The following is a 16,532-nucleotide window of genomic DNA, read 5'->3' as shown; positions in this document are numbered from 1 at the left end:
ACTAATCTTAGGCGTCAGCTATGAAAAGAGGATATAACAAAAAGCCGACAAGCCAGGATACCTCGGCTTATCGGCTTCTTGCTTCAATGTGCTAAATACAGTTATCTTCCATGACATACTTTGAAATAATTAAGGTTGAAGACCCTCAGCAGACGATGGAGCAGGTTCATTGGATTCGTCCACTTCAGGACTCGAATCTGGTTCTGGATTGGATTGTTCCTGTGCTGCGCTGACGAACAATCGTCCAGCTGCTTCGGCTTCTACTTTGTTGCCAGCTGCATCCTGAGCACGAATTACAATGACTCCACCCTCAAGAACAAGGGTTGAAGGTGTTGTGTACGTACCCGTGTAACGACCTGGCTCAGTCTCCACCAATGGAATCTCTCCTGCCCCTGGGGCATTTAGATTCAGCGGTAACTGAATCCGGAAAGATGCTTGCAGTCCAGGTTTACTGTCAAACGATACGGTGACACTCTCCCCTGATGTGATTCGAACATCTTCAGCTGGCGTAATATTCGTAAGTTCTGGCAACGCCGTTTCCACGTATACAGTGCGGGTTACCGTTGTTTTGTTGCCAGCAAGATCGGTTGCTGTAATGGTTATCGTGTTCTCGCCTTCGTTAACCAATACACGATGACTGAAGCTTCTGTCTTTGCCCACTTGTACGGTTTGTCCGTTAACAGTCAACTTATCGAGGAATTGTTCCACGACATTACCTGTTACATGAACAACTTCCGTGTTGATCCGGCTTCCTTCCGTCGGGCTCGTGATGGTCAACTGTGGTTTGGTTTGATCCAAAATGATGACAACGGGCAGTGAACGGTCGGTTGTTTTTCCGTCCACCACAGCCTCGGCCGTAATCGCATTAATCCCAGAACGGAGTTTCACACCGTATGAGAACTTCCCATTTGCGACAGTTGTTGTACCAGCCAGATCTTTGCCGTTGTAGATCTTAATCTGAGCGCCGGATGCCGGAGAGGTTCCCGACACGGTGAAAGTTGATTGATTCGTATATGTGTTCGCAGGTGCTGTGAGCACAGGTGCATTTACCGGATATCTCACAACTGCACGAATCATGTAGTTACCTTCTTCTGCAGGTGAAGTGCTCCACGCCCCACCTACTCGCTGCCAGCTTCGACCTGCATTTGGACCATCCTCATCGGTAGCGAGTCCCGGAGCGCTAGTTCCAGCTAAGCTCTGTACATACACGATATAGAAATCACCCGTTACAATGACCGGTTCCGGGAATTCAACGGTTGTCCATTGATCGTTACGAAGTGCAGTACCGTCAAATGGTCCAGCTAGTTGTCGTCCCGGAGCTCCGCCAGCACCCGATGCATCATAGACGGCATATTGGAACGCTGTACCTCCAGGTACAGGCCATTCGGTGTTCCAGAAGCGGAACGATGCACCCGTCAGTTGTGCGGTCTCCAGCTCTGGTGTCATTCGAACTGCCCAAGCGTTATCCGCAGCGTTAAAAGCTCGTGCGTTCTCTGCTGTTCCATCATCATAAGCAATTTCCCCTGGAAAACCGATGAACGGCTTCAAGGCAACATTCGCCTCTGCCGTACCATTACCAGGTACAGTCACAGTAACCGTCTTACTGTAATAATCCGCAGCCCGGATGGATAGAGTGTAGCTTCCTTCCAATACCTGAATAACGAAGCTGCCATCTGAACCTGTGTGAACTTCACCTACATTCGCATCTTCCACCACGAGAACGGAAGCATCAGCCAGTGGTTGTCCTGTCCGCTCATCCGTTACTACACCTTCAATCTGTCCATGCGGGATTGCCTCCAGATTAAAGTTGGCTTTGGCTCCACTGCCATCGGTGATTGTCACCTGCTGGGTACGAGGATAATATCCATATGCCTCAGCTTTTAATGTGTAATCACCTGCTACGTGTGTGAAGCTGTACTTGCCTGTAGCCGAATCCGTTTTCACCGAACGTCCGGTTTCCAGTACGGTAACCGTTGCACTTGCAGGCAGGCTTTGTGGATTAACCGAACCTGTGCCTGGTTTTTCGACTTCCGGTTGTTGTTGCTTCGTTTTGTTGAATTCCGCTTTGTCTGTCCGCGTAATTTTGTACCATGGGTTATCATAGGACGGTTTTGGTTTGTCACTGTTAAGCACGACGGCATTGTCCTCTGTAACCGTCTCCACCGCAACACCCAGTACACGGAAATCATCAATGAACCAACCTGTTTTCACAACACTGTTGTCTGAAGTCAGACGGAACCGGAATTGTACTTCATTGCCTGTAAGTGTATCCAGATCATAAAATACCGGTGTCCATTGTTTACCGTTTGTACTATGTGAGAATTTGCCCAGTTCTGACCATGTTGTCCCACCATCTTTGGTGACTTCCACATATCCATAATCGTATCCGCTCTCAATCTCATACCAATGATTAAACGTGAGTGTTCCTTCGGATACATCCGTCAAATCGATGACCGGAGATACGAGCGAATAGTTGGATCCATTCTCGTACGTATTGTCGAGATCAGTCGCCCACACATTCGGCGGAGAAACGGCGCTGGCAGGTCCCGTTACCGGAATGCCGCGTTCCCACTCATCTTTGGTTCCCGAATGAGTCCAGCCATTATCATCACTGCCGTCGAAGTGATCGATGTAGATATCCTCAGGCACCTCCACTGTAATGGAGGCCTCATTAGACTTGTCACTTTCATTTCCACTATAATCCAGTGCAGCAACGGCATAGTAATAGGTCGAATCCGTAACTGTAGTTGTATCCGTAAACGTTGTTCCTGTCGTGCTTCCAATAGCTTCATAACCTGTACCTGCGGTTGTGGAACGATATACGACATAGGATTCGAGATCCTCATCACTCGCTCCAGTCCAGTTCAAGGCTACGTTGCCCAGAATATCAGCAGTTGCAGTCAATCCCGCAGGAGCTCCCGGTGCAAGCTCATCCAATTCTTCAACTGCGAAATCATCAATATACCAACCAGCCTTTTGCACCGAGTTATCACTGGTCAGATTGAATTTGACAAATACCTGCTGACCCGCGTATGCGCGAAGGTCCACATATTGTTTTTTCCAGTTACCACCCGTACCCGTGAAGCTTAACAACTCTTCGAACACATAATCGCTATCCTCGGAAGCGATATATACCTTGCCAAAGTCGATGTTATTCTCCAGATCATACCAGTGTTTGAAAGACAATAACGCGCCTTCCGGGCTCTCAGTAAGATCAATTGGCGGCGCAAGCAGATATGCATTGCTATTCGCCAGATAAGTACCTTGCAGGTTGGTTGCAATCACCTTTTCACCGGAGTATGCACTTCCAGGACCACTGCTTGGTGCTCCCCATACCCATGTACTTCCCGTACCGCCAGTGGTGAAGCCCAGCTGATCTTCTTCAAAATCCTGAAGATATCCGGGTTGAACACCATTGGAGACAGCCACCTTGTATACCTGACTATCGAATCCGTTATTGCCATAGTCATTCACGCGGATATAATACTCCACACCTTGTGGCTCAATGAGAAAGGCAGGAATGGTTGCTGTGTAAGTTCCATCTTTACTATCTCCGGCAATCCGATTCATCGGCAGATAGACGTACTGGTTGGTACCTGTCGTTTTGGCAAAAGCCTCGACGGAGACTACCGCGACGTTATCTGTCACATGAGCCGTTAATGGAATATCAATGCCTGTAAAGGCTGAATTGACAGGTGTGTGTTCCAGTACCGGCTCTTCCAGATCATCTCCGGCTGTAACGACTCTGCCGGATACTGTGCCGATTCCTTCGAGTACAGAACCCACAGCATCAAGCGCATTAATAATGCCGTGACCGTAGCCGTTATTAGGAGATGTCGGATACTGACTATCTGTTCTCGGTGTGGCCGTATCTGTAATGATCTGCTCCAGCTGATCCACCGTAAGGGAATGGTTGGCCTGAAGCAGGAGTGCAGCAAGTGCAGTGGTATGCGGGCCTGCCATTGACGTTCCGTTCCAGCCTCCCTCATAGACACCACCCGGAACTGCTGAACGGATATTGACACCAGGGGCAGATACTTCCGGTTTGATCTCGCCATACGGAGATGGACCCAGCAGGGAGAACGAAGCCAGATTTCCGTTGATATCCGTTGCTCCTGTAGCAAAACTTTCAGGATAGTTGGCCGGGTTAGCAACAGAACCAGGTCCGCCCGGGTTACCCAGTCTCACATTTCCTGCAGAGAATTCCGGGAAAATCTGAGCATCACGCCAGGCTTGCACCATCGGCCGGAACCATTCATCCAGTCCTGCGCCTCCGCCCCATGAGTTGTTGACGACATCCGGTGCAAGTTCAGGGTGCAGATTACCTTCTGCATCCACCGGTGCGATCAACCATTGTCCGCCATCCAGAATAATGGCATCTGTTGTTTCCGGATTAAATATCCGTACACCTATCCACTTCGCACCGGGAGCAACCCCGATCTGATTGGTACCATCTGGTTCCGAGCCAACCATCGTCCCCATTGTATGAGTACCATGTCCGTCTCCGTCCGCAGGAAGCGAAGCATTACTGTGTGGATCATACCAGCTCAGTTCGGGATCAACAATATTGCCCGAAGCATCCAGTCCCCGCCACTTGCTGCGAAGCGCAGGGTGGGTATAGTCCACACCGCTGTCGAGATTGGCAACGACAATCCCCGTTCCATCGATGCCCCGATCCCATACGGCTGGCGCATTGATGTAATCCAGGTTCCATTCCACGTTCTCTGTTGCAAGCTTGTCCTTTGCAGCAGGCTCTTTATCTTTGACTCCGACTGAAGCGTCTTTAGCTGCTGGCGTTTGCACAGCATCTTTGGCTGGTGCCGCACTCGCCGGTTCTTTACTCACTTCGGCTTTCTGTAAGTATCGTGTCTCATTCGGTAGAATCTTCTCTACCTCAGGCAGCAGCGCAATCTGTTCCATGACTTCTTTGGTACTCGTCACTGCCAGTGAATTGACAATAAAATAGCTTTTATATTCTTTGACCTTGCCCAAGTCAACTTCCTTTTCCAGATAAGTTTCCAATGGATATTGTGTACGTGAGGCCGTTTCTCGCAGAGAACTGACGACTGAATTCCGAACGGACAGCTTTGTGGCTGAAGGCGTTTGTTTGGCGATAGTCGCCTTTTCCAGGGCCTGCTTGGAGACTGCTGCTGTATCCACCTGTTCCTTCATTTTCACCAGATAGGTAACATATTCACTACCTTCAAATTCTTTGGTCAACTTGGCGTTTACTTTAGCCTCCGAAACTTTGGCAAGTCCAGATTTCATATCCAATTTGGATGATGTGGAGTTTTCAGCTGAAACCGGATGAATGATCGAAAATGCAAGGAGAAGCGAGAGCCCTATAGAGATGGGCTTGCGTAACCGATTAATCTTTATCAAACTTTTCCACTCCCTTTACCCGGTTTTGTAATTTAGTCTGGTACATATGCCCTTCTCTGCAGAATAAAACGGTAGACTAACCTTGATTACGGACGGAATAAACGCCCTGGATTTCACATAAAGCCTCACCTCCTTTACAGGTTTGGTTAGGGAATTAGGGACAGTATGAGTCAGAAGAGACACACCGATTCATCTATGTTTTTTCACTTGGAAGTTTAGGAGATTTGATACCTCAAGGGTTAAGACGCGAGTGTAATAGGTTGGATGTTTGAGTTATGCGACGAGAGTGAATGTCTATAAGCATTCATATGGAAGGGTAATCAGGAGCGTTAGCAGAACGCTTTCTAAGGAGTGGTGAATATGACTTTCGATCGTGATTCGAGTAAGTGTGCAAATATTTAAATTACATATAATAGTCAATTAGGAATTTAATTGGATTTTATTGGTATAGTATAGAATCATTATTCGATATATACAAGCACTTTTATTGAAAAATATAGAAAATAAGCCTATTAAATGCTTTTATGTGTCTCATGTCGCTTACGCGTTCATACTATTTTTTCGCAATTATGCATTCCATTCTGCTAAATGATCAAATTTAGTAGTTCTATGAAACTACTTTTTGAAGGTCAAGGTTACTATTCAAACCAAGAGGTCAAGTAGACATCTATCCTGCTGTTACCTTTTTCGTTCATCGTGCGTTTGAATCGCGGGGCTCTTCTCCGTAATCATTCGATCTAATAAATGTTAATTTCTGAACTATATATGAATAAAGTATATATTTAACAAAAGTAAGCATAGAAAATCCTGCAAACGTTATTGTATATATTTGGAATAAAATGTACGATTATCTTGTAACATACATTTGGCGCCAGATCAACCTTACTCTCATCCTAGGAAATGACTGTGAGGAAAGCTACTGCTCTATTGATCTTTTGTCTTTGTGACAAGTACGAACTCTACTCTATTTTAAATTTTATATACCATAAGGAGATGTTTGATTGTGAAAAAATATCAAAAAACAGCAATTGCAGCTCTTTCTTCCATGGCGATGCTTTTAGCATCTGTTCCAGCGGTATTCGCTGATGAAGCTCATACGGTAACTCCCCCTTCCTCCCAGGAAGTTCAGACTCAACAACAGTCCCAAGCACAAGATATTAATATTTTTGTTCAAAATCCCATAAGAGAATATTTCAATGGAGGATACAGTACCGATATATACTTGAGTGGAAGTGTCACCTTTAGATTTAATCCTCTTACAACAGGGGAATATGTGTTTAATGTTGAAGATATGAGTGGAAATCTGAAGGGAAGTGGAAGAGTAATCGTGTCTGATTTTGGAACGAAAAGCATTACACTTGGTAACTTGTATGGTTATCATAAAATTGTAGCTTACTCACCAAATAGTTATGGTGGAAGCTATGACATTTACTACTAATGCTTGATAGTAACAGATATCACAGCTATTTATAAAAAGTTCAAACCCCATGGCTCTCATGAGTCATGGGGTTACTTTATGATTTTGAAAGAAACGATTGAATCGGCCCCAGATCAAAATGTATATCGCATCATGTAATGTTTACGCCACCACTTGCATAGCCAACAACGGTATTCACAAGACTGAGTCCAGTTGCCGTCGCGGAGAATACGAGCAGAAGACGTGTCTCTGCTGTCACCGGTATCGCCAATCCGGTTGTTATGCCATTGGAGATGCTTCCCAAAGCAATAATACCTGTGAGTGGCGGCGCCAGTGTAACGATGGCCCCTGGTACCGCAGTGAATGCATTATCCGGAGTAGGTGAACTGAATAATTGCGCGGTGATGGTCACCGTTGAACCGACCAAGGCCAAGGCTGCTGTGGTACTAAAATAGGCCGCGATGGAAGTGATCACGCCATCACGTGGGGCAGAGAACGCAAAGTTAATGAGTGGGCCGACAACCGTCCCCGTCAAATCAATCGTGCCACCCAGAATGCTGACTCCGGTTGCCGAGCTTCCGAAACCGATGAGACTTGTCGTTCCTACCAGTCCACCAGCAATGGTTGTCAATATGGCAGGTCCGCCAGAAGCAAACGGTATAATAGCTCCCGAACCCGTAGCGCCTGTTACGCCAGTGCTGCCAGTTACTCCCGTAATCCCGGTTGCGCCGGTAAGTCCCGTATCACCTGTGGCACCTGTAGCCCCGGTTACTCCCGCAATTCCGGCTGCACCCGCATCACCTGTGACTCCCGTGGCACCCGCTACACCAGGATCACCTGTTGCTCCTGTAACACCTGCTGCACCAACAGCTCCAGTACTCCCCGTTGCACCTGTCGCTCCTGTTGCACCACCCGCAGGGCCTGCCGCACCCGTTGCGCCGGTAGCACCCGTGACACCTGCTGTTCCCGGTGTACCAGCAGGTCCTGCACTACCTTGAGGTCCGGCAGGGCCTGCCGGGCCTTGTGGTCCAGGTACGCCCTGAGGACCCGCAGGCCCTGCAGGTCCAGCCGGACCTTGACTCCCAATGTTTCTTAGCCCTGTAGTAATAGCCAATTCAGTCGCCCGAATCAAAATGACCAGTTGATCTTTTTCAGCCGAATCGATATTTCCCTGTAAAATAACAGAGAGTAGCACATCCAGCAATTGTTGCAAATTGGTCGCCACACTAATTGGAGAGAATGGAACAGCCTCTGCAGATACAATTGTGAGCTCCAAGACTGCTTCGAGGTCTGCGCGGGTTCCCTTTTTCAAATCCGAGTGATGAATCAGGGCCAGTAATTTACGCAACACCTCGATCAGAAGCGAAACATTGTGTGAAGTCGGATTGGCAAAAACCTGTACAATGGCTCCTTTCAACTCGCCAATCAGCTTGAAAAGCAATTCCGCTTCGATTTCAAAGCACTTGTGATGTTCCTCTCCTCCTCTATTTTTCTTAAATATGTTTCCACCAAATTTTATACGTTTTTTTGGCTTCATCTGACGGAATCGCCTCCTTAGTGAGTCCGAGTAAACATACCCATAACGCCATTGTGCTTCCGCGATATTGTGCAGCTGAGATTACTTCATACCAAGTCTGTTTGAGCCATACTGACAGCACTTACGTGAATTATATTCGCAATATGAACTGAATATTTCTCCCCAGGGATGGACATACATCCTTACTTTGCAGTGTTTAGACTGAATTTGACACATTCGACGAAACGGTCATGTATTGATTTGATAAGAGCAAGATTTTTAGCAAACCTGTGTGAATGTACGATCCCCTTGTTTGTTCCTTTAATATATTAGCTAGATACTATTCGATTTTTTCAATCCGAGGGAGGGGGATCACTGGACATGAGCAGGCAAGTAATTATTAATGCAGACGACTTTGGATTGTCACCTGCCATTAACGAAGGCATTATTAAAGCTTATCAATCAGGAGGAATTACGAGTACTTCGATGATGGTCAATATGCCTGGCTTTGATCATGCAGTGCATGCTGCACAGTCGCTACCTGATTTCGGGATCGGTTTGCATTTCAACCTCACCTACGGATGCCCTGTTTGCGATCCGGGAAGCGTATCTTCTTTAGTGAAAAAAGATGGTTCTTTTCATAACGGAAATAGTGTATATGTACGAGATCCCGCTGATATCATCAAAGAACTTGATGCACAATGGAATCGGTTTATAGAAGCCTTTCGTTACCCTACACATTTGGATGCCCATCATTTGCTGCATCAGAACGATCCCATGATATATCAAATTATGGCGGAAAAAGCCATTCGGGAAAATGTACCACTCCGCAAATCTCAGATCGTTCATTCCATTCCCCAAGCGCCTGTCCCCCGAATGACCGAGATGATATTGTTGGATACTTATGGAGACAATGAAGGTTTGCAGCGACTGCTTCATCATTTGTTTAAGCTGCAAGAAGGAACCACTGAGATTGTATGTCACCCCGGCTATGTGGATGATATTCTGCTTGGGATTTCGGAATGGACGGACATTCGTGAGCGGGAACTTGCCGTGTTCATGAACGAGGTAATTCCCCGTACGATGCGGGCATTGAATATCTTGCCTGTTAACTACACAGCGTTGAAAAAATCACCGGAGGAACCATGTGAACTCCCCATACGTCCATCAACACCACAACCCATTAATAAGAAAACTTCCCGTCACAACCCGAATCGTGCAGTTAAACGCAAACGAAAGACACCTCGATTATTCAAAAAACGAGGTATCAAGTCTCGCCTGTCTACCGCTCGAACCCGGAGAAGAGTGTAAGTCATTGCAGAATATTGATTATTACTGCAAAAGTTAAACAAACCAAAGAGCGCTATCCAATGAGAACAATACTCCTGGATGCGCCCTTTTAATAATAACCGTATTGAGAATGATCTTTGAGATTAATCCAATTCAATTTTGAAAACAATCGGTGCATTACTCTTCACAGTTGTCGTTGTGATTGTCAGTGCGTCCGTAGTTCTCTCCCATTGCGGTTTTTCTTCGTGTCCAAGTACTTGAATGTCTTGAATAACGCCTTGGAAATGATGAGAACCTTCCTTCAGCGATTTAATGTGAATCACTCCGTTATCCGGGTAGGCAAGGACTGTGGCATACAGACTGCTTTCTTTTATCGTAAACCGTATATCTTCACTCGTAAACGCCTTGGTATCCCCATCCGTAAATTGCCCTTCCTTCACCTCGGTTGGACCCTCGCCAAACGTACGCCAGAATGTCGTGTCATAGATGGCTTCTCCATTCACTTCAAGCCACTTGCCGATGCTCAGCAAAATGTCGCGATCTTCATCCGGTATACTGCCGTCTGCTTTGGGGCCAATGTTCAGCAGAAGATTTCCGTTCTTGCTTACAATATCGACGAGATCCCGAATGATCTCCTCGGCCGTTTTATAGTTATTATTTTCCGTATAACACCATGAGTTTTTAGCGACAGCCGTATCCGTTTGCCAGAAATAAGGCTTGAGATCAGCGAACTGTCCGCGCTCCACATCCGGAACGGCACTGCCAAACATATAGGCCTCATGTTTATAATTGATCGCAACAGGCTCGCCCCATTCTTCGCCTTTGTTATAATAATAGGCCGCAAATTTCTTCAAATAGGGTTTGAATGCAACCGTTTGAATCCACCAATCGAAATAGAAGACCTTGGGCTGATATTGATCTACCAGTTCACAGCAACGAATCAACCAGTCTTCCAGATACTCCTCGGTCGGAGGCGAACCATACAGATCATGATGATCCGGTTCTGGCATGGCAGGCCAATAGAAATCACCACGTTTCAGGGGCTCTTGAATATCTGACTCGAATTCCTTCCCGTGAGACATGAAGAACCAATGCTCCGCACGGTGGGACGATACACATAAGGTTAATCCCTGCTTCTCATATGCAACCTTCATCTCGCCCAGAATATCTCGTTTGGGGCCCATTTCATATGTGTTATAGTGAGAGATAGAGCTCTTGTACATCTGAAAACCATCATGGTGCTCAGCTACAGGCATAACATATTTGGCTCCGGCCTGTTTAAATAAAGTTGCCCATTCATCGGCATCAAACTTCTCTGCACGAAACATCGGGATGAAGTCTTTATAGCCAAAGTCTTTATGAGGTCCATACACCGCAAGGTGATGTTCATAAGCCTTGGAGCCTTGAATATACATATTTCGCGAATACCATTCGCTATCATAAGCTGGGACGGAATACAGCCCCCAGTGGATGAATATACCGAATTTCGCTTTTGGGTACCATTCTGGAACTTGGAAAGCGCTGAGCGAACTCCAGTTGTCCTTAAATTTACCGTTCTCAATTGTTGCTTCGATCTGTTGCAAATATTCATTTTTGTCCATGAACTGTTCTCATTCCCTCCGTTATCGTCTGCACTTGTATTGTAGTGTTAAGGCCACAGGTTAAACATGCAGAACACTAACTTTTAGATGGACAATACTAACCTTGTATGGAGATGAATAACATGAACCACCAAACGTTGCTTACAAACTATCTGTCCAATCTGCAAGTTGAATTATTCATGGTCAATTATAATCGTTGCGACATCGATTGGAGAGATCTGGATTATACACCCGATTACAGCAAGTTTTATTTCATATGTGAAGGTGAAGGCTGGCTCAAGATTGGGAACGAAGAGTTTTACCCTACGCCTAATCAGCTTATTTTAATGCCGGAAGGAATCAAACAATCCTACTCTGCCATTAATGACCGTCCTTTTCTCAAATATTGGTGTCACTTTAGTGCAAAGGTTGGAGGAATCAATTTGTTCCAAATTCTGAAATTTCCGAATAGCTGCACGTTGGATCAACCTGAGTTGATTCAGGGGATTTTCAGCAGTATCCTTGCATATGCAAAATCCGACTCAGTCTATGCCCATATGATGGCCAAGAGCAAACTGACCGAGTTACTGTCCCACTATATAATGAATCTCGATCTGGATCAGATCTCTTTTATTAACGTACCGGTTATGGAGAAGCTATCCACCATTCTGGCTTACATTGATTCCAACATTGAAGAGAATATTTCAGTTCAGGATCTGGCCCAGATCGCCTACATGCATCCGAATTATTTCATTCGATTCTTCAAGCAGCAGATTGGCCTTCCTCCGATCCTCTACATTACTGGCAAAAAAATCGATAAAGCCAAGGAATTACTGACCTGCACCCCGAACACAATCACTGCCATCGCAGAGCATCTCGGTTTCAGTGATTTGTACTATTTCTCCAGACAGTTCAAAAAGCATACAGGGCTCACACCTACGGAGTACCGTAGACAAACAACAGTACTGACTACGAAACAGGGTTTATGAACAAGCATAATTAAGAGAGAGTTCCCTCATTCGGAACTCCCTCCCTCAGACTTGTTTCTGTTCAACAACTCTTGCTGGATTACTTTTTTGAGTTCTCTCAAATAAGCGTAACCATATTTTTGATCCGGCTCAAGATATGCCCCTTCCGCCCATTCATTCCAGGCGTTAACAAAGAGATATTCACTATTGTACACTGTCCTCGCTCTCTCCATCTGCCTCGCCAGATATATCCCAAACTTCTCTGGGGTTGACCCTAGCGTACTCTGGCCGTCAACGCCTCTTCGCGGTGTATTATCCCAATTGACAAAAGCACCTGGATAGATCATTTCTCCGTTACGATGAGGTGTTCGTTCCAGAATGGAGGACCATACTTTGTCGTAATTCACAGCAATATGCTGCCGACCCTCAATGTTCATTTCGATCCAGATTCCATTCATATGTCCATGTGCAAACGTGTAATGTGGTTCAAATTCCATACTTGCATCAAAGATCTGATGATTAAATGTAGGGAACCCGCCAATGGTCTGCACAAAATGGATCCCTTTCAGGCCATGCTCCAGAGCCAATTCACGCCAAAACTGTATCATTTCCTCACATCGAGGAATGCTTGCTGGCCGATAGATCAGAAATAGCGGTTTATCTTCGACTCGAATATATCGTTTATCCTTAAATACGTTTACCAGATATTTAAAATGCTCTTCCCAATCATCTTGATCCCCATAGTTCTGGGCCATGAGAATGTCCGATTCCTGGCCATCCCATTTTCTTGTCCATGTTTCATTGGCCCAAGACAAACAAAATGGAAAATCAGGCTCTCCACTGCTCAGTATTTCATTCACCGGTTTTTCCAGCAATCGTTTGCCTTTGAACCAGTAATGATAATAACAAAATCCATAAATGCCATGCTGGTTAGCTGTTTCTGCTTGCCACTTTCGCACATTTGGATCGGAAAGATCATAATATTTCCCCTGAAATGGCTGGTTCGGCTGATGATGACCCGAATATAGAGGAGTGGCTTTTTTTACATTGGTCCATTCAGTAAAACCTTCCCCCCACCAACGGTCATTCTCCTCAATCCGGTGAAACTGGGGTAGATGCAGAGCAATTACCTTCAATCAGAACGCCTCCAATGGAGCAACATGATACAGCATACACCCTGAGATTCTTGATGGTTATATAAAAATGATATCCAACAGTCGCAGTGTTTTTTGCAGATGGGATTGATTGTATTTCATGTATGCCAGAGCATGGCTAGCGGCCAGTCTTCTTGCATCAATATTCTGCCAGTAATATTCAAACTTCTGAATGAGTTCTTCACCGGAAGTGTATTGCTGAAAGATACCAAGGTCTACCATGTTACTCTGATTCAGCGATGGCCCTATGAGCTGAAACGTCCCGCATGTGGCAATTTCCATCAAATGTTTGATTGATTCTCCACTATGAATGACCAGTTTGCTTCCGTTATACAACATCTGACGAGCTTCATGTCTTTGAACGGGATAGAAATTCCCAAGCGGAGTCCACCCCTTCCCGTCCACCCGAACGTTTTTGTTATCCAGAAGACCCGATTTGGCAAAAGTTGTGATGATGCTACCCGGTTCTGCATCCCCGATGATATAAACATCCGATTCATACTCCGGGGGAACAGCTTGCGGACAGAAAATATGGGGATCAGGGGGCATTAATAGTTCATTAAGAGCAGAGCCTGCCAGATGCAACTGGTCACTTATTGACCATGAATGCTGCACAAACACGTGATCAAACCATGGCAATATGGCTTCGCTCTGACTTCCATTTTGATTCGGAGACAACCAAATTGCTTTTTTGGCGGTGGATTCTTTTAGAGCTGTGATATTCTCATTCGGCAATTGTTCATCACTTCCAACAATCAGAATCAGGTCAACCTCCATAGCAGACAGACTGGCTGAAACGGATTCTATATATTTAATCTCATTTACATGCCTCACGAGATGTTTAAGGCTATGTTCAATCAGTACACAATGTGATGACATTTCCCGGTCATTACACGGTGTAATCAGAAGCACATTTAACTCCTTATAGATCACTTTGGACTTTACTCGATTAGTTGCATGTTCCTCCTGCATCATTTTTAACCATTGTTGCTTGAGATCCGACTGCTGTACTGCCATATGTTTGCGCATGGATTTGAGTTTTCTGTTCAGTACTGCATGCATCTGTCTCAGAAATAACCGGTTTGCATCGTGAACTGAACGATTCTTTTTTATAGACTTAACCTGCATTTTGGACTTCTTTCGGATAGCAAACCCTCCCGTTCCGTACGAAAACATTCTCTGGCTACAATATGCACGAAATAGTGGCATGGTTTCTTCTATTAATGGCTTCACTGGCTCATCATGTAAAACGGGCTTTATCTCGTACATATAATGTGTAGTCACCCGGGTCGGTTCAAATCTTGTCCTCATAGAATATAAGAATACTATATAGGAGATGATCTCATTGCCAACATTTGATAGTATCCTTGTCACCGGTAATCAGACCATTAATCAGGATCTGCAAGTCAATGGTAATGAAACCATTGGCGTTGATCTACAGGTCAATGGTAGCCAGACCGTAGCAGGCAGCCTCCAAATCAATGCCAGCTCCTCTATCGTTAATAATCTGGGTGTAGGCGGTGTTATTGAAGCTGGAGACAGCGTCAAGGCTACTACACAATTAATGGCACTTAATCAACCAGTGCTTCCAGTAGCTCTGCCGATTGTACAGCAGCTCAGGTATTACAATCCTGGTGTTGCAGGTCAACCCGGTCTAGTCTTAACGGGGACCGCTGGCAATCAATATATTCTGTTCGTTGATGAGAGTAGTGGAACGCCCAATCTTGCCATTCAACCTTTATAAGGTGATCCATCCACAGGTAATGTCAGCAAAAGAAGCGATGTCCATGTATTCTCCGGACGTCGCTTCTTTTGCTTTCGTTTCTGATGAAACCTATTTATAACTTCATCCATTGATCAACCTTTGATTAATACAGACAAGGCACTCTTGCTTTCCAGCTGAAACTTCATCAATGTATCGTCACGCAGCTTGACCTGTACGTTACCCGTCCCATCTCCATCATTGAAGAGGACTAGTGCGACGGAACCGTCTACATTTTTGAAAGCCACGGAACAGATCGCATGATCACTGGACGTTGATTCAATGCGAACAGCCTTTGGACGAATCAAGGCACTAAAGTGTGCCAAGGCATAATAATCGAGTGTATACTTAAGCTCCTTCGTCTGCTGATTCACTTGCACGATACCACGGCACGTACTGCGGCCAAAACCAGGAACCGTAGGCCCATTGTTCTCGTCCAGTGCCATATTCCAAAGTACCAACGACTTGCTGTAATTGCGCAGAATCTGAATCCCCGTTCTCATCACATTCGAGAAGGCTTGTTCAAATGGCGGGATCCACTCCCCACCTGAGCCTTCGGTGAAATGTACTTCTTTGCCTGCAAAGGCTTCGTATACCTTTGTTTGAGCAGATGCATCACCCCCATACCAGTGCCAGGCTACGCCGTCCACTGCCTCTCCCACTTGTTCCAGCACAGTAAGTGGATAGTCCGGTTGATCCCAGTTATGATCGTAACAGAGAATTTTGGTTTGAATATCGTTACGAACAAAGGCTGGTTTGAGATGGTTTTTGATAAATTCCGCTTGCGCTTCAGCCGGCATCAACATACCGGGATAATGCCCTGGTTCATAAAGCGCCTCATTCTGTGGTGTGATGGCATGGATCGGTAATCCATGCTCTCTATACCCTTGAATGTATTTCACGAAATATTCGGCATAAACAGGATACCATTCCGTATTCAATTGTCCGGTAATCATCGATCCGCTCGTTTTCATCCAGCCGGGAGCACTCCATGGTGAAGCAAACAGTTTCAGTTCAGGATTCAATGCTAACGCCTTTTGCGTTAACGGAATAACGTCCTCTTCATCATGCATAATACTGAACCGGGTTAATTCTGGATCTGTCTGCTGTTCTGGCATATCGTTATAACTGTATACCGTTCTCGCATAGTCCGAAGCGCCCATCGGATTACGTATGACCGAGAGCCCAATACCTTTCTCAGGATGGAACAGCCGGGTCATAACCTCTTCCCGCTGCTCCTCACTCAAGATCTGGTTGATCAAATAGGCAGATGAATCCGTAAAAGAAGCACCAAATCCGTCCATCTCCTGATACGTTAGCTGATCATTCAGATGGATGGTGGTTGTCTCCAGTTCAGGGGCAAGAGGTTGCCATTGATCCGAGGACACGGATACAAATAATTCATCTTCTCCTGTGGATTTGTACATTTTGAATGTAGTCATAAGATTCTCCTTCATATTTCA

The 16,532-nt window shown here is 45.6% G+C and carries 10 protein-coding genes; 4 read left to right on the top strand and 6 right to left on the bottom strand.

What is annotated here, in order from left to right; genetic code table 11:
• Positions 1 to 129: 129 nt before the first annotated feature.
• Positions 130 to 5,382 (bottom strand): S8 family serine peptidase, encoded by a 5,253-nt coding sequence (locus tag NLBNIHML_RS00865; RefSeq protein ID WP_494353528.1) that lies wholly within the window; start codon positions 5,380 to 5,382, stop codon positions 130 to 132.
• A gap of 1,003 nt (positions 5,383 to 6,385) precedes the next feature.
• Between NLBNIHML_RS00865 and NLBNIHML_RS00860 the strand changes: the two genes are divergently transcribed.
• Positions 6,386 to 6,820 carry a hypothetical protein gene (locus NLBNIHML_RS00860; protein WP_339260955.1) on the top strand — a complete coding sequence of 145 codons (435 nt, stop codon included), beginning with the start codon at positions 6,386 to 6,388 and terminating at the stop codon, positions 6,818 to 6,820.
• Positions 6,821 to 6,950: 130 nt separating this feature from the next.
• On the opposite strand, the gene NLBNIHML_RS00855 is transcribed toward NLBNIHML_RS00860, so the two are convergent.
• Entirely contained in the window at positions 6,951 to 8,336 is a 1,386-nt protein-coding gene (locus NLBNIHML_RS00855) for an exosporium glycoprotein BclB-related protein (RefSeq protein ID WP_494353527.1), read from the bottom strand.
• A gap of 360 nt (positions 8,337 to 8,696) precedes the next feature.
• Here NLBNIHML_RS00855 and NLBNIHML_RS00850 point away from each other — a divergent pair, with 360 nt between their 5' ends.
• The gene (locus NLBNIHML_RS00850; protein WP_494353526.1) at positions 8,697 to 9,626 is read left to right on the top strand and encodes a carbohydrate deacetylase; all 930 of its coding nucleotides are present in this window, start codon (positions 8,697 to 8,699) and stop codon (positions 9,624 to 9,626) included.
• Between the two features lie 122 nt (positions 9,627 to 9,748).
• On the opposite strand, the gene NLBNIHML_RS00845 is transcribed toward NLBNIHML_RS00850, so the two are convergent.
• Positions 9,749 to 11,206: an alpha-L-fucosidase gene (locus NLBNIHML_RS00845; RefSeq protein WP_494353525.1), complete on the bottom strand. Its 1,458-nt coding sequence runs from the start codon at positions 11,204 to 11,206 to the stop codon at positions 9,749 to 9,751.
• Positions 11,207 to 11,328: 122 nt separating this feature from the next.
• Between NLBNIHML_RS00845 and NLBNIHML_RS00840 the strand changes: the two genes are divergently transcribed.
• Complete coding sequence (locus NLBNIHML_RS00840; protein ID WP_339302608.1) at positions 11,329 to 12,174, top strand: AraC family transcriptional regulator; 846 nt, start codon at positions 11,329 to 11,331, stop codon at positions 12,172 to 12,174.
• A 26-nt stretch (positions 12,175 to 12,200) separates the two neighbouring features.
• Here the strand turns inward: NLBNIHML_RS00840 and NLBNIHML_RS00835 are convergent, their stop codons facing one another.
• Both NLBNIHML_RS00835 and NLBNIHML_RS00830 read right to left on the bottom strand, forming a co-directional pair.
• Entirely contained in the window at positions 12,201 to 13,289 is a 1,089-nt protein-coding gene (locus NLBNIHML_RS00835) for a glycosyltransferase WbsX family protein (RefSeq protein ID WP_494353524.1), read from the bottom strand.
• 57 nt (positions 13,290 to 13,346) lie between these two features.
• Positions 13,347 to 14,336, bottom strand: a complete 990-nt coding sequence (locus tag NLBNIHML_RS00830; protein ID WP_494353523.1) for a CgeB family protein — start codon at positions 14,334 to 14,336, stop codon at positions 13,347 to 13,349.
• A gap of 307 nt (positions 14,337 to 14,643) precedes the next feature.
• On the opposite strand from NLBNIHML_RS00830, the gene NLBNIHML_RS00825 reads away from it, so the two are divergent.
• Positions 14,644 to 15,051: a hypothetical protein gene (locus tag NLBNIHML_RS00825; protein ID WP_244660886.1), complete on the top strand. Its 408-nt coding sequence runs from the start codon at positions 14,644 to 14,646 to the stop codon at positions 15,049 to 15,051.
• Between the two features lie 113 nt (positions 15,052 to 15,164).
• Here NLBNIHML_RS00825 and NLBNIHML_RS00820 read toward each other — a convergent pair whose 3' ends face one another.
• On the bottom strand, positions 15,165 to 16,511 hold the full coding sequence (locus NLBNIHML_RS00820) for a glycoside hydrolase family 30 protein (protein WP_494353522.1): 1,347 nt from the start codon (positions 16,509 to 16,511) through the stop codon (positions 15,165 to 15,167).
• Positions 16,512 to 16,532 lie beyond the last annotated feature (21 nt).

The sequence above is a fragment of the Paenibacillus sp. JNU01 genome (genome assembly GCF_059130585.1).
The sequence above is the reverse complement of the archived record's forward strand: the minus strand, read 5'-3'. Positions and strand labels throughout refer to the sequence as shown.

What these genes read in the sequence shown, in the direction of transcription:
- NLBNIHML_RS00855 (WP_494353527.1), bottom strand. Translation starts at nt 8,336, where the DNA reads ATGAAGCCAAAAAAACGTATAAAATTTGGTGGAAACATATTTAAGAAA.
- NLBNIHML_RS00850 (WP_494353526.1), top strand. Translation starts at nt 8,697, where the DNA reads ATGAGCAGGCAAGTAATTATTAATGCAGACGACTTTGGATTGTCACCT.
- NLBNIHML_RS00845 (WP_494353525.1), bottom strand. Translation starts at nt 11,206, where the DNA reads ATGGACAAAAATGAATATTTGCAACAGATCGAAGCAACAATTGAGAAC.
- NLBNIHML_RS00840 (WP_339302608.1), top strand. Translation starts at nt 11,329, where the DNA reads ATGAACCACCAAACGTTGCTTACAAACTATCTGTCCAATCTGCAAGTT.
- NLBNIHML_RS00830 (WP_494353523.1), bottom strand. Translation starts at nt 14,336, where the DNA reads ATGCGCAAACATATGGCAGTACAGCAGTCGGATCTCAAGCAACAATGG.
- NLBNIHML_RS00825 (WP_244660886.1), top strand. Translation starts at nt 14,644, where the DNA reads ATGATCTCATTGCCAACATTTGATAGTATCCTTGTCACCGGTAATCAG.
- NLBNIHML_RS00820 (WP_494353522.1), bottom strand. Translation starts at nt 16,511, where the DNA reads ATGACTACATTCAAAATGTACAAATCCACAGGAGAAGATGAATTATTT.